Annotated in this window: 11 protein-coding genes; all 11 read right to left on the bottom strand. The window is 53.7% G+C overall.

Going from position 1 to position 12,943, the window contains the following annotated elements:
* Positions 1-223: 223 nt before the first annotated feature.
* Entirely contained in the window at positions 224-1,132 is a 909-nt protein-coding gene (locus WNB94_RS16950) for a hypothetical protein (RefSeq protein ID WP_341391558.1), read from the bottom strand.
* Between the two features lie 162 nt (positions 1,133-1,294).
* Positions 1,295-1,708 (bottom strand): DUF2628 domain-containing protein, encoded by a 414-nt coding sequence (locus WNB94_RS17215; RefSeq protein ID WP_445819096.1) that lies wholly within the window; start codon positions 1,706-1,708, stop codon positions 1,295-1,297.
* Between the two features lie 272 nt (positions 1,709-1,980).
* The gene (locus tag WNB94_RS16945; protein ID WP_341391557.1) at positions 1,981-2,391 is read right to left on the bottom strand and encodes an excalibur calcium-binding domain-containing protein; all 411 of its coding nucleotides are present in this window, start codon (positions 2,389-2,391) and stop codon (positions 1,981-1,983) included.
* A gap of 240 nt (positions 2,392-2,631) precedes the next feature.
* On the bottom strand, positions 2,632-3,039 hold the full coding sequence (locus WNB94_RS16940; protein WP_341391556.1) for a hypothetical protein: 408 nt from the start codon (positions 3,037-3,039) through the stop codon (positions 2,632-2,634).
* A gap of 206 nt (positions 3,040-3,245) precedes the next feature.
* Positions 3,246-3,608, bottom strand: a complete 363-nt coding sequence (locus WNB94_RS16935; RefSeq protein ID WP_341391555.1) for a hypothetical protein — start codon at positions 3,606-3,608, stop codon at positions 3,246-3,248.
* Positions 3,609-5,672: 2,064 nt separating this feature from the next.
* Positions 5,673-7,136, bottom strand: a complete 1,464-nt coding sequence (locus WNB94_RS16930; RefSeq protein ID WP_341391554.1) for a DUF4062 domain-containing protein — start codon at positions 7,134-7,136, stop codon at positions 5,673-5,675.
* 1,508 nt (positions 7,137-8,644) lie between these two features.
* Positions 8,645-9,136 carry a hypothetical protein gene (locus WNB94_RS16925; protein WP_341391553.1) on the bottom strand — a complete coding sequence of 164 codons (492 nt, stop codon included), beginning with the start codon at positions 9,134-9,136 and terminating at the stop codon, positions 8,645-8,647.
* Between the two features lie 212 nt (positions 9,137-9,348).
* Complete coding sequence (locus tag WNB94_RS16920; RefSeq protein ID WP_341391552.1) at positions 9,349-9,666, bottom strand: hypothetical protein; 318 nt, start codon at positions 9,664-9,666, stop codon at positions 9,349-9,351.
* A gap of 1,374 nt (positions 9,667-11,040) precedes the next feature.
* Positions 11,041-11,694 (bottom strand): hypothetical protein, encoded by a 654-nt coding sequence (locus WNB94_RS16915; RefSeq protein ID WP_341391551.1) that lies wholly within the window; start codon positions 11,692-11,694, stop codon positions 11,041-11,043.
* 207 nt (positions 11,695-11,901) lie between these two features.
* On the bottom strand, positions 11,902-12,504 hold the full coding sequence (locus WNB94_RS16910) for a hypothetical protein (RefSeq protein ID WP_341391550.1): 603 nt from the start codon (positions 12,502-12,504) through the stop codon (positions 11,902-11,904).
* 241 nt (positions 12,505-12,745) lie between these two features.
* On the bottom strand, positions 12,746-12,943 hold a 198-nt coding region (locus WNB94_RS16905), incomplete at its 5' end, for a hypothetical protein (protein ID WP_341391549.1).

The following is a 12,943-nucleotide window of genomic DNA, read 5'->3' as shown; positions in this document are numbered from 1 at the left end:
TACCAAGGTAACCGGCGCCGGAGCCCTTCAGGGCGGAGGGTACAAGCAAGGGCCATGAGAATGCCGAAGGCATGGCCCTTGGTTGCGTCCGCGTTGACCTGACAGTTAGGCTGGGGCGCGAGGTGGAAGGTTTTGATAGTACGTTTGTCTGCATATTGAGTGTTGCACTTAAAGTGTCAATCCGCGAGGGGTGTTGATGTGTGAAATTAACTAATATATTGACCTACCGGCGATAATGAGATCGCTGGTTTTTGTGGGGCCATCTTGGTTTATCCTCCTTTAAAAGGAGTGACCCGATTAGCATAACAAGCATTAATGCCGACATGGTGAGGTGAAACATGTTGAGTGCTATGGCCTCTCTGAAATATGTTTCCGATGCGTCGGTTACTCTTTTTTGGGATAGTATTGAGAGCTCGGCTATAATGTATAAAACGTGAATACATAGGGGTGGTATCGCAAGGGTTGCGGCTATTCGAAACAATAAATTTATGTGTCGATGGCCTGTTAGTTTGCTGTGTAGAAACCACACTGTTCCGACGGCGGCAGCAGGCATGCTGGAAACGAGAGACCAGAGCTTCAAATCAGATTTTTGTGGCGCCAGGGTAAGTGCCACAAAATCCGAAGTCAATAAATTCTTCATAAATTCTATTGACATTAATCCAATGCGCTCATCTGTGCGCGGCAGGCTCCCCGATTTTTCAAGGGCGGCAACAGTTATAGATGCGACGACAAGTAGTGCAGCAAGGAATCCAAGCCTGTTGCGCATCTGAGCGTATGCTGCATCAACACTGGGTGCATCATCATGCTCAATCATATATGTTGCCAAAGTGGCTGCTAGTATTAGGATTGCTAGGGAGAATAGAATTGCGGGAGTCCCAGATATGTGGATCACTCCGACGCGCTTCATTGCCATATTGGCGTGCCCCGAGGCGATGCCGATCGCCGACCACCAGAATATAGTGGCCGATAGGGTTGCTATGAAAATTTTGATTTTTGTTTTAATTATTTTTGGCTTGTATATTGTTGGTTGTGACAATGCGCGGTCGAGGTGATGTGAAATGGGTAAGTTGGGCAGCGGCTCAGTTGGGGGAAAGTCTGAGTCGGCTGAATTGTGTCTGGGAAGACTAGACATGATCGGCGCGAGGGTGTGGGGAGCCTAACTACCAAGGTAACCGGCGCCGGAGTCCTTCAGGGCGGAGGGCACAAGCAAGGGCCATGAGAATGCCGAAGGCATGGCCCTTGGTTGCGTCCGCGTTGACCTGACAGTTAGGCTGGGGCGCGTAGTGGAAGGTTTTCATAGTACGTTAGCCTGCGGCTTTATAAGTGCAGTGTAGTCAACTCTTTGGAGATCTTTTTCTAATAGGGCGTACCCATTTTTTCCGCAGATGAACATGTAAGAAGCATATGCACCGATGGTTAGTAAGCTCCACAGAGGGTTTTGAGTATTACTAAAGAACAGGTGGTCTAAAGCGAGTAAGCCAAAAGCCGTTACTGCGAGGATGAGCGACAGACGCCAAGCTCGATGGTATGCGGTCCACATCCAGCCAAATATTGCCGCTGGCCAACAAAAGCCGGACTTGATCCCGACGCGTTTCCCGTCGCTTCGCACTAGCACTGACTTGTACGGAATAAGGTATGGACAACCGCATTCACGGCATTTATGCGCTGATGTGTCGTTGTCGGTGTCGCAGCTTTGACAATAAAGCATTACTGAAATTCCCGTTGATTCATTGAATTTTGACAAGCCGTCTATTCGGTAGCATGGCTGGTTTTGTGCTTGGGGCCTAACTACCAAGGTAACCGGCGCCGGAGCCCGCCAGGGCGGAGGGTACAAGCAAGGGCCATGAAAATGCCGAAGGCATGGCCCTTGGTTGCGTCCGCGTTGACCTGATAGTTAGGCTGGGGCGCGGAGTGGAAGGTATTGAAGTGCATATGATGGTATTTTAATTTATAACTTTTGGCCTGTATATGGTTTGTTTATTAATCATCGCACCATTGAGCTTCGCAGGGGACTCCATCGTTGTTGCCATCCATTTTTACACCAGGGCAGTTCTTTAGAAAGAACTTGGCTTCCGCGCATGAACCCATTTGTGAACAATATTGGCGACCGTCGCAACGGTAGCTGCTGGAAACAGTAGGCGAGGCGACCGTTGCCTCCTTTGCTAACACAGCTGTGGTGGGTGCTGTGCTGATGGGGGCTTTTTCGCGTTTCTTTTCCGCCGCGTTAAGCTCCTCAAGTGTTGGATCTTTTCGGGCTTTGGTCGAGGGGCAGGGATTTTGTTGATACGAGACACTGCCATTTACGATGCATTTATTCATCGTTGCAGCTTGTGCTCCGATGGTTGCAATGATTGTTGCGAGCAAGAGAATTCGCGGTGAGAGTAATCGCATTGCTTTAAGGCCTAAAAAATGGCTAAGTTGTGTGTTTGCGAAAAGCCTAACTACCAAGGTAACCGGCGCCGGAGCCCGCCAGGGCGGAGGGCACAAGCAAGGGCCATGAAAATGCCGAAGGCATGGCCCTTGGTTGCGTCCGCGTTGACCTGACAGTTAGGCTGGGGCGCGGAGTGGAAGGTTTTTGCATTAGGAATGCCTATAATTTTAAGCGTTGCACTTCACGTGTCAATCTGCGCGTCATGGGCATTTGTATAGCTCCCACCATTGAGAAAGCTTACCGGGTGGCAGTGCTCCGGTAATCGAACGCAAGCGTTGAAGTTCTCGGCACACTCCGGCCTTTGCTGCCTGAGTCGCGGCATCTATTTCTGCTTCGGTAAAGGCGCCAGGCGGAGCCTCGAGAACTTCGGCGTAGCGAACCCATTGCTGCTCGATCCGAGCCAGAAGTGCATCGATTACTTCGGCTGGCACAAATGAATGCAGCTGTGCCATGGCTTCAACGAGTTCGGGATCGTCAGCCCCTGAGCCAATGATCTTGTCAAGCTCTTCAGCAGCTTGGCGCGCATCTTTGTGTGCGTACCAAGTTTGCGTTGCCTGAAGAATGGCGGAGATCGCGGTGACTATGAGGCTTGGATCGAGACCACCCATGTTTTTCTTTCGATGATGCTAGCTGGCAACTGACGGGACTTGTGACGCCTAACTACCAAGGTAACCGGCGCCGGAGCCCGCGAGGGCGGAGGGTACAAGCAAGGGCCATGAAAATGCCGAAGGCATGGCCAGTGTTGGCGTCCGCGTTGAACCGACAGTTAGGCTGTGGATAGGTGCACATACGTCTGAAATGCTATTCACTGCGTTCAACTAAAGCTGCCATGTGGCAGGCTCATGATGCATTGCTCCCGCCTAGGATTTTTTGCTGAGAGCCGCATACCATCGGCAAGCCAATTGACTGACTCAGCAAGCGTCGCCTTCTGCCATGTTCCATGGGCACCACGACAACCGCGCTTGATTTGAAGCTCATTGCCGATGCGTCGGCATTCTCGGTAGCATTCGGCCCCGCCAGGTTCCAATATCGAGACTTCGCCAAGTTCAGGTAGGTGGGCAATGAGTGCGGTCGTAGCAGATTCAACTTGCTCGGAGTCTGCTACGACCTCGAAATGAAAAAACGCCCCTCTGTCTGCTTTCGCCAAGATGTTGATGCCTGGGATTTGCATGATCATGGATTGTCGCGGGTCTTAAGAAGAGGCCTAACTACCAAGGTAACCGGCGCCGGAGCCCGTGAGGGCGGAGGGCACAACCAAGGGCCATGAAAATGCCGAAGGCATGGCCCTTGGTTGCGTCCGCGTTGACCTGACAGTTAGGCTGGGGCGCGAAGGAGAGGGCGTGGAGCACACGGCAAACGTGCCATGGTTCGATGAACAGTGATGCTGCACAGACGCTCCCTTTGATGTTTCCAGAGAGTCTGCCAGACGCGCGGTCTTGGTGGAAGACCACCGAGCGTGTTTGGCCAAAAGACCGATGGTGAATGGCACTTGGGCGCCCCTGGATGTTGCGCTGACTGCCGAAGGACGGGCAGCCCACAAGGCCGATGGCATGTGGCACTTTGGTGCCGCGCGGTGGTGAGCAGGCTGCCGAAGGACAGACAGCCAAGCAGAGCGGCGAAAGTAAGACCCCATGCGTGCCGTGCTGCAGTTTTGGTGCGCGTTGAAACCTGTCAAAAAGCCTTGGCCGAGGCCGCCAAACCAGAATTCCAGAGCCTTCCGAAAACCGCTCATTTGACTTCCAGAGAGCTTCGGAACCGAAGGCCTAACTACCAAGGTAACCGGCGCCGGAGCCCGTGAGGGCGGAGGGCACAACCAAGGGCCATGAAAATGCCGAAGGCATGGCCCTTGGTTGCGTCCGCGTTGACCTGACAGTTAGGCTGGGGCGCGAAGGAGAGGGCATGGAGCACACGGCAAACTGGCCGTGGTTCGATGAACAGTGATGCTGCACAGACGCTCCCTTTGATGTTTCCAGAGAGTCTGCCAGACGCGCGGTCTTGGTGGAAGACCACGGAGCTTCTTTAAGCAGAAGGCCGATGGCGAATGGCACTTTGGCGCCCCTGGATGTTGAGCTGACTGCCGCAGGACAGGCAGCCCACAAGGCCGATGGCATGTGGCACTTGGGCGCCGCCGATGGGTGAGCAGGCTGCCGCAGGACAGACGGCCAACCAGAGCGGCGAAAGTAAGACCCCATGCGTGCCGTGCTGCAGGTTCGGCGCGCGTTGAAACTGCTCAAAAAGCCCATGCCTTGGCCATCAAACCAGGATTCCAGAGCCTTCCGAATACTGCTCATTCCACTTCCAGAGAGTTCCGGAAACGAAGGCCTAACTACCAAGGTAACCGGCGCCGGAGCCCGGTAGGGCGGAGGGCACAACCAAGGGCCATGAGAATGCCGAAGGCATGGCCCTTGGTTGCGTCCGCGTTGACCTGACAGTTAGGCTGGGGCGCGGAGTGGAAGGTTTTTGCATTACGACTGCCTGAATTCTGAGTGTTGCACTTGACGTGTCAATCCGCGCCGCGGTGGTTGTGCTTCTTGGCCATTAGCGCTCGCACTCCAGTGCTTGCGGGCTCCATTTGCCGCCGCTATCGAGGCATTTGTCGATAGCCAAGGCGCGTTGGGCCAATGGTGCTAGGAGGGCGAATAGGGCTAAGGCCCCAGCGGCCCATGTTGTTCGCGAAACGTTTGGGACTTGCTTGACCGCGCGAAAGGCGGCAATGCCTAGCAGCAATGAGCCCACGGCTCGAAGGAGGCTTGATTGGGCGCGAAACTCCCAGCCTCCCTTATGTGGGCCTGGCGGGCCGCCTGCCATCCAGCCGCTGAATGCGGCGTCATTGAGGAAGTAGAGGCAAGCGACAAGCCCGATTGTTAACAAGGCCCATCGCAACGTTTGTGCTCCGAGGCGTTTCACGCGTTCTGCTCCATGGAGAGGCCTAACTACCAAGGTAACCGGCGCCGGAGCCCGTGAGGGCGGAGGGTACAAGCAAGGGTCATGAGAATACCGAAGGCATGGCCCTTGGTTGCGTCCGCGTTGACCTGATAGTTAGGCTGGGACGCGGAGTGGAAGGTTTTGATAGTACGGCTGCCTGCATTTTTGGGTGTTGCACTTGATGTGTCAATCCGCGCCTCATTAATGACTACGCAGATGAATCTGCAATTCGATAATCCCACTCCTTAGGTGTTTTAGGGATCGTGGCATGCACGCGCGCCAAATTGTTACGTCTTCATCGACGAACCTCAGGCAACTAAATGTCGATTTGCTGTGCAATTCTTGCCTCAACGGCACGTATCATCGCCAAAGATTTGTTTAATTCCATAACCGTCGATTCGTACCATGTCGCATTTGGTGGTTCGATGGCGTTTTGACGTTCTGCAAGTCGGATCCAATGTTTTGTATGGTCCATCCAGTCGTGCTTAGAGAGAAACATCGTAAACTCGGCAATCTTCTGAAGGAGATAGGACGGAACGGGCTTCCCAATTTGCTTAGACCAGTCGATCTTTGCGCTGAGCAAATCGTTATCAGGAATCTCTTCAATCTTGTCCATCTCATTGATTCTTGCGTAGTAGGACGCGGTCAGGAGGCTTAGAGCCAACTCCGAGGCGCCGGACTCGCGGTGTACTTGGCATATATTCCAGCCTTGAGAGTAGACGATTTCACACTGTGCAACCGGTGCGTCGGCGAACATTGCCAGAGTCGCATTCAAGGCTTCTTTGCGAATAGCTTGCGAGGTTGCACTTGTATCCCGCTGAATCTCCAGGCCCTCATTCCCAGAGACAATTAGGAGTCTAACACCAGAGCTGGTTTCCCTGTGCAACCTAGCCATCAAGTGGCTTAGGGAGTCCTGGGAATGGTGTGCCAATGTATGCAGTTGCAGTGAAAGATAGTCCAAGTCCACATTCGCGGCCGCTATTCCCGAGTTGTATAGGTCATTAGGAGGAACCTTTAGCTCCAATGCCAGTTTGACAATTCGCTCCAGAAGTAGTCTTATGCTTTCACGATCTCCGGTTTCAATTTGGTCACCTTTGGCGGCGATAGCCGCCGCCTTTGAATATAGTCCGGAAGCATCGTCGGCGTCGCGGCCCAAGACATCACGTAGCTCCCCAATTTCTATATCGCGCTTCTCAATTTCAGATCTGAGTATATGATTTTCCTGCCTTCGTTGACTTAGCTCTGAGACTAGCTGCTGGACCTCAAGCGAATCACCTCTTGCCCATCCAATCTGTGGTACCAACCTGATTGCTTGATTTAGTGCGATCAGCGCGAGACCTGGAAGCTCTTCGGATCGTGTCCAAAATTTTACAATGCGACTGCGCTTGACTTCCTCCTTGAATCGTTCAAGTTTTGCGCGCTTTGAGTGATCGTCGTCAATGTGCTTGGCAAGGAGGGATCCCACATCAGAGTTAATGAAGGCTAGTATTGGCTTCTTTTTCTCTCTGGCATATTGGAACTCTTTCTCTGTAAAGCTTATTCCATCCTCATCCTGGCTGCCGTAGCGTCCGCCGATTATCAGAATATAGTAGTCGCTTTCATCAATTACTCTCTTGATATATGAGAGTTGCGCCTCATCAAACGCAGGGAAGTCCTCCATTCCAGCTGGTATGCAGTCTATCCCCATCATTGCCTTCATGATCGACAGTCTCTCTGCTTCAAGGTCGCTGAACGTGCTGCTAATGAAGACTTGATACTTCTTTTTGTAGGGATCGCTCATTTGATTTCCTTCAACTGGTGTGGGTTGGTTAGATGATGAGATTTCGTTGACGCAGTGTCTGAACGGCGGGAGATGGTGGGGAAACTAGGCATGGGTGGCGAATAGTGAGAATTGATGAGGCCTAACTACCAAGGTAACCGGCGCCGGAGCCCGCCAGGGCGGAGGGCACAACCAAGGGCCATGAAGATGCCGAAGGCATGGCCCTTGGTTGCGTCCGCGTTGACCTGACAGTTAGGCTGGGGCGCGGAGTGGAAAGTTTTGATAGTACGGCTGCCTGCATTTTGCGTGTTGCACTTCAAGTGTCAGTCCGAGCTTGGGCACATAGTGGAGGGGCGGGCTTGTTGGCATGGCTTGGATTTATTGGTTTTTTGATTCTTCGCGCGATGCAAGCCCCCAGTTTATTTCAAGTCAATGACCTCAAGGGTCATGTTGAAATCGGATGCTAGGCAAGAAAGTATGGATGTGGTTGTTTTGAGCAGGAAATATGATTGCAACTGTTCTGACTTGAGTCGCTCTTTCATGAGAGCTTCCTCTCCGTCGAATTGGCGACGTAGTTTTTGATCGGAACGGATAGATTCAATGGCGCAACGACACGTCTCGGAAGGTTGAGGTTCTCGGTGGCTGAAGGCAGGTTGGAAATCGGCTTTTGATGTTAGTTTTCGAACGAGATCGAAACACATTGCTTCCATTCTGGAGGATACATCGATCAATGCGATCGGGACATCTCTGCTGGGCGTGACTTCGTTTGCTTTTGAGAAGTTAGGCGACAAGATGGTAAGGATTACGATAGCGCTGAATAGAATGCGTTGCATAAAGTGTATAGAGAGCCGTTTCATCGATTTTTCCTAGAGAGCCTAACTACCAAGGTAACCGGCGCCGGAGCCCGTGAGGGCGGAGGGCACAAGCAAGGGCCATGAGAATGCCGAAGGCATGGCCCTTGGTTGCGTCCGCGTTGACCTGACAGTTAGGCTGTGGCGCGAAGGAGAGGGCGTGGAGCACGCGGCAAACTGGCCATGGTTCGATGAACAGCAGTACTGCATAGACGCTCCCTTTGATGTTTGCGATCAGTGTGCCAGACGCCTCGGCCTGGTGGAAGAGCACCGATGCTGTTGAGCCAAAAGGCCGATGGCATGTGGCACTTTGGCGTTGCTGATTGGTGAGCAGGCTGCCGAAGGACAGACAGCCAACCGGAGCGGCGAAAGTAAGACCCCATGCGTACCGTGCTGCAGGTTCGATGCGCGTTGAAACCGCTCAAAAAGCCCATGCCTTGCGCATAAAACCAGGATTCCAGAGCCTTCCGAAAATCGCTCATTCGACTTCCAGAGTGTTTCGGAAACGAAGGCCTAACGCCCTAGTTAACCGGCGCCGCAGCGCGAAGCGCGGAGGGCACCACTACAGGTCATGAGAATGCCGAAGGCATGGCCTGTAGTGGCGTCCGCGTTGAACGACCAGTTAGGCTGGGAACAGGTGCTGAACTCTTCGATCTACTCATGAGCCGCCTTTGCATTTCAACTGGCAGATCCGCTTTTTGCGAATTTCCATAAAGCAACTGTAGAAAAGCCTGCGATCAGCACGAGCCCAATTGTGCTTGCATAAAGTCCAGCGGGGTTATCGACAGTGCTCTCTTGAGACCATGGTGCGTAGTGCTCATGCCATTCACCGCGCCACAGGGATAGCGCGAAGCTGCCGGCAGGCGCCGCTCCGAAAACTTCTTGTGCATCCAATGGCAGGTTGTTCGGTGAGGTGAGCTTCACGCCCTCAACCATTGGTAAGACACCTTTCTGTTGAGCCTTCCAAGTCGCAAATTCGTCGTCATTTGGCAAGCGACGATTGGCAGCTTGGAATGACTTGATGAAGGCCGCGCTGGCGGAGAATGCACGAGAGATTAGGGCTCCGTTTTCGACCGTATGCGGCACAAGTGCGAGTTGGCTTGCAAACAGCAAGGTGAGCAACAGCGCAACGAAAGAGGCTGCGGCAGCGAGTTTGCGGAGTGTTCTCATTGGATGAGCCTAACTACCAAGGTAACCGGCGCCGGAGCCCGTGAGGGCGGAGGGCACAACCAAGGGCCATGAAAATGCCGAAGGCATGGCCCTTGGTTGCGTCCGCGTTGACCTGACAGTTAGGCTGGGGCGCGAAGTGGAAGGTTTTGATAGTACGACGGCCTGCAATTTGGGTGTTGCACTTCACGTGTCAATCCACGCGATGGATTTGATTAGCGCTTGACTTCATCTTTCAGACGCTCTACGACTTCGCTACATCGTCGGCGTTGATCGTCGGGTGGCAACTGGGTCAGCATCTGAGCCTTAACAGTCGCGAACGTCTTGATGTTCGCTGCGCCCGCATTGAGCATGCCTTGCGCTTTCGCCTGATTCTCTCCATCTTTAAGCGTTGCGGAATGCTTGGACAGCCACGCTTCCAATTGCTCCTTTGTGTTTGCGTAGATCGGATCAGCCGCAACGCAAACTGGAATTACAGCTTGTGCTTCTGCGGACTGAATGTAGAGATCGAGGCTAGTTGCGGTCGATGTCATGGAGTTGCCTAACTACCAAGGTAACCGGCGCCGGAGCCCTTCAGGGCGGAGGGCACAAGCAAGGGCCATGAGAATGCCGAAGGCATGGCCCTTGGTTGTGTCCGCGTTGACCTGACAGTTAGGCTGTGGCGCGAAGGAGAGGGCGTGGAGCACACGGCAAACGGGCCGTGGTTCGATGAGCATTGATGTTGCACGGCTACTCCCTTTGATGTTTGCGATCAGTTTGCCAGACACCTTGATTGCTTTGCTGCGTAGGTTTTTTTGGATGGTGTACGGTGCTGCTAGCACTGTATAGGAAGGGCGCTCGGTGGACTAGCAAGTGCTTGTTTAACGACCTCGGCGACAGACTCGGCGCTGATGCCTTTACGGGCGCAATACTTAGACTGCAGCCACTGATGGAGCGGCTTGGCGCTTTTGCTCGCATTACATGAGATGCAGCATAGAGCAATATTGGCGCGCGTGATGATTCGTTCGTCGTTGACGATATGCTCCCACGACGGGCGCATGCCTCTGCTATTCGCTGGCAGGGAAAAGTCAAGCTGGCAGTAGACGCAGCGACCGTCTCTAGCCTTTACATATTGCTCTAGGTCAGGCGGAATGTTCCAACGGTTCACTGGTCGCGGTCCCTTTGTAAATTAGATGCTGCGGTTCTTTTTGGAAGCCTAACTACCAAGGTAACCGGCGCCGGAGCCCGCCAGGGCGAAGGGGACAACCAAGGGCCATGAGAATGCCGAAGGCATGGCCCTTGGTTGCGTCCGCGTTGACCTGACAGTTAGGCTGTGGCGCGAAGGAGAGAGCGTGGAGCACACGGCAAACCGGCCGTGGTTCGATGAACAGTGATGCTGCATAGACGCTCCCTTTGATGTTTGTGATCAGTGTGCCAGACGCCTCGGCCTGGTGGAAGAGCGCCGACGTTGTTGAGCCCAAAGGCCGATGGCGAGTGGCACTTGAGCGCTGCTGAATGGTGAGCAGGCTGCCGAAGGACAGACGGCCAACCAGAGCGGCGAAAGTAAGACCCCATGCGTGCCGTGCTGCAGGTTCGGCGCGCGTTGAAACCGTTCAAAAGGGCAAGGCAGTGGATACCAAACCAGGCTTCCAGAGCCTTCCGAATACTGCTCATTCGACTTCCAGAGAGTTCCGGAAACGAAGGCCTAACTACCAAGGTAACCGGCGCCGGAGCCCGCCAGGGCGGAGGGCACAACCAAGGGCCGTGAAAATGCCGAAGGCATGGCCCTTGGTTGCGTCCGCGTTGACCTGACAGTTAGGCTGGGGCGCGGAGTGGAAGGTTTTGATAGTGCGGCTGCCTGCATTTTTGTGTGTTGCACTTCACGTGTCAATCTGCGCTAGTGGCAGGTGCGGTAATCGTTGCGTCGTTCATCGTGATGGGCTGGCGGCCGAGGGCTGGCTTTGAATTGACATCGGTTTTGTGCTTGTGGCTTGAGATGGGATTCCGTATGCCGCGCCGAATAGAAATGCGGCAACTATGACTGCGCAAAATGAGCACCCCGCAAGTAGCAGCCAAGGCCACTTTTGAAAATAGCGCTCTCTTGCTACGCGGCGCAATTTTTCGGGCAATTGTTTTCCTCGCTCATTTGCACGATGCATAGATGCCAACGCTGCTTGCAGCATTGCTGCCTGTCGCACCGGATCAGAATGAATTTCGCTTGCCGCTTGAATGCTGACTCTGAACGCATTGATGTTGTTGTAGGTATACGCTAGGTCATCTGCGAGATCAGGGCCGAGCAGGCCTATCTGTGCTACACAACTATCAAATACTCGATCCGTTGACTTTTCAATTTTTGGTAATTTTATTTCTGTACCAGACAACGCCAAGTTATAGGCATTGTTGATGTTCTCATGTGCAAGAGGCCAAGCCTCACTATATGAACCAAGTTCCCCCGCTAGGGCACCCGCCAATGCCGTTCTATTGCAGTGCCGCCGATAGTGTTCAGATACAAAAGTGCTCAAAAAGCCCGCTATCAGTGTCCCCACTAGCGCCAGAAGCGCACCAATTACCGACTTGTCCAAGTACGCTCTCCTGAGTTCTAGAACTTACTAGTGCCCCAAAAGCCTAACTACCAAGGTAAGCGGCGCCGGAGCACCGAAGGTGCGTAGGGCACCAACACAGGCCATGAGAATGCCGGAGGCATGGCCTGTGTTGGCGTCCGCTTGACCGCCCAGTTAGGCTGGGACGCGTAGGCAGAGTGTTGCCTCTTCAATTTGAACCCAGTTCCGTCACTCGGTGACATTAACGACTGCCTTCGCCACGAAGGGTGATGCAGGAGGGATGGGGTAGGTATATGAACGCGTTGCCTCCATGATGCACTGTGCTATGCCCCCTTCGGGCAACACGAGCGCTTGCTCTTGCTCACCCGATGCTCCAACCTTTATGTAAGCCGTAATCACTCCACGGGCAGATTTTGTGGACGGCACGCACAGCTGCAGGGTTTTACCCTGATCGAAGAAGGCTGTGATCACACGCAGTTCGTACGCTTTGCCATCTGCGGAAGCGGTGCTTCGAGTGTTTTGTTGGTCTAGTCGCTTCAACAAGTCGGGGTCAATGAGTTCGAAAAAAAATATGGATTTGTCTTTCTGCCACTCGAAGCGATACACAGGGTTCTCTGGGGTTGAACGTTCCGCTGGGGTAGCGGGTCGCAGAACCACTCGCTCACTGGATACTGTATCGAACACTACAGGAACGCCGGGATCAACGCCTTTGACAACGTGGAGCTTCCGGTTGCCGGAAAGATCCGGCTTGCGCCCGACGAATGAAAAATCTTGTGCATGGGCGCTCGCTGCCAGCAACAAGGCTAGCGCTGTAAGGATGGGCGGCGGCATGTGCATCATGGATAGGGGCCTAACTACCAAGGTAACCGGCGCCGGAGCCCTTTAGGGCGGAGGGTACAACCAAGGGCCATGAAAATGCCGAAGGCATGGCCCTTGGTTGCGTCCGCGTTGACCTGACAGTTAGGCTGGGGCGCGGAGTGGAAGGTTTTGGTGCTGTGTGAGCCTGCATTTTTGGGTGTTGCACTTGACGTGTCAATCCGCGCCAGTGTTTATCGCTTGGCGGAGGCAATGCTCACTTCGCATAGGGCGTGATGGTGATGAGCTGAGCTGTTTGGGCGGTGAATGAAGCCTCAAAGAGGTAGCAGTGCTCTAGCTCAACTTTGATGATGGTTTGCTCTTGCTTGTCTCGGGCCTGCGCTAGCTCCAGGTTCAGTGATGAGATGACGTTCTGGCCATTGAAGCCTTCGACGTGAACTTCGCTGACGCCCTC

This window comes from Aquabacterium sp. A3, assembly GCF_038069945.1.
GTDB lineage: Bacteria > Pseudomonadota > Gammaproteobacteria > Burkholderiales > Burkholderiaceae_C > Aquabacterium.
The sequence above is the reverse complement of the archived record's forward strand: the minus strand, read 5'-3'. Positions and strand labels throughout refer to the sequence as shown.

What these genes read in the sequence shown, in the direction of transcription:
- WNB94_RS17215 (WP_445819096.1), bottom strand. Translation starts at nt 1,708, where the DNA reads ATGCTTTATTGTCAAAGCTGCGACACCGACAACGACACATCAGCGCAT.
- WNB94_RS16930 (WP_341391554.1), bottom strand. Translation starts at nt 7,136, where the DNA reads ATGAGCGATCCCTACAAAAAGAAGTATCAAGTCTTCATTAGCAGCACG.
- WNB94_RS16910 (WP_341391550.1), bottom strand. Translation starts at nt 12,504, where the DNA reads ATGCCGCCGCCCATCCTTACAGCGCTAGCCTTGTTGCTGGCAGCGAGC.
- WNB94_RS16920 (WP_341391552.1), bottom strand. Translation starts at nt 9,666, where the DNA reads ATGACATCGACCGCAACTAGCCTCGATCTCTACATTCAGTCCGCAGAA.
- WNB94_RS16945 (WP_341391557.1), bottom strand. Translation starts at nt 2,391, where the DNA reads ATGCGATTACTCTCACCGCGAATTCTCTTGCTCGCAACAATCATTGCA.
- WNB94_RS16935 (WP_341391555.1), bottom strand. Translation starts at nt 3,608, where the DNA reads ATGATCATGCAAATCCCAGGCATCAACATCTTGGCGAAAGCAGACAGA.
- WNB94_RS16940 (WP_341391556.1), bottom strand. Translation starts at nt 3,039, where the DNA reads ATGGGTGGTCTCGATCCAAGCCTCATAGTCACCGCGATCTCCGCCATT.
- WNB94_RS16925 (WP_341391553.1), bottom strand. Translation starts at nt 9,136, where the DNA reads ATGAGAACACTCCGCAAACTCGCTGCCGCAGCCTCTTTCGTTGCGCTG.
- WNB94_RS16950 (WP_341391558.1), bottom strand. Translation starts at nt 1,132, where the DNA reads ATGTCTAGTCTTCCCAGACACAATTCAGCCGACTCAGACTTTCCCCCA.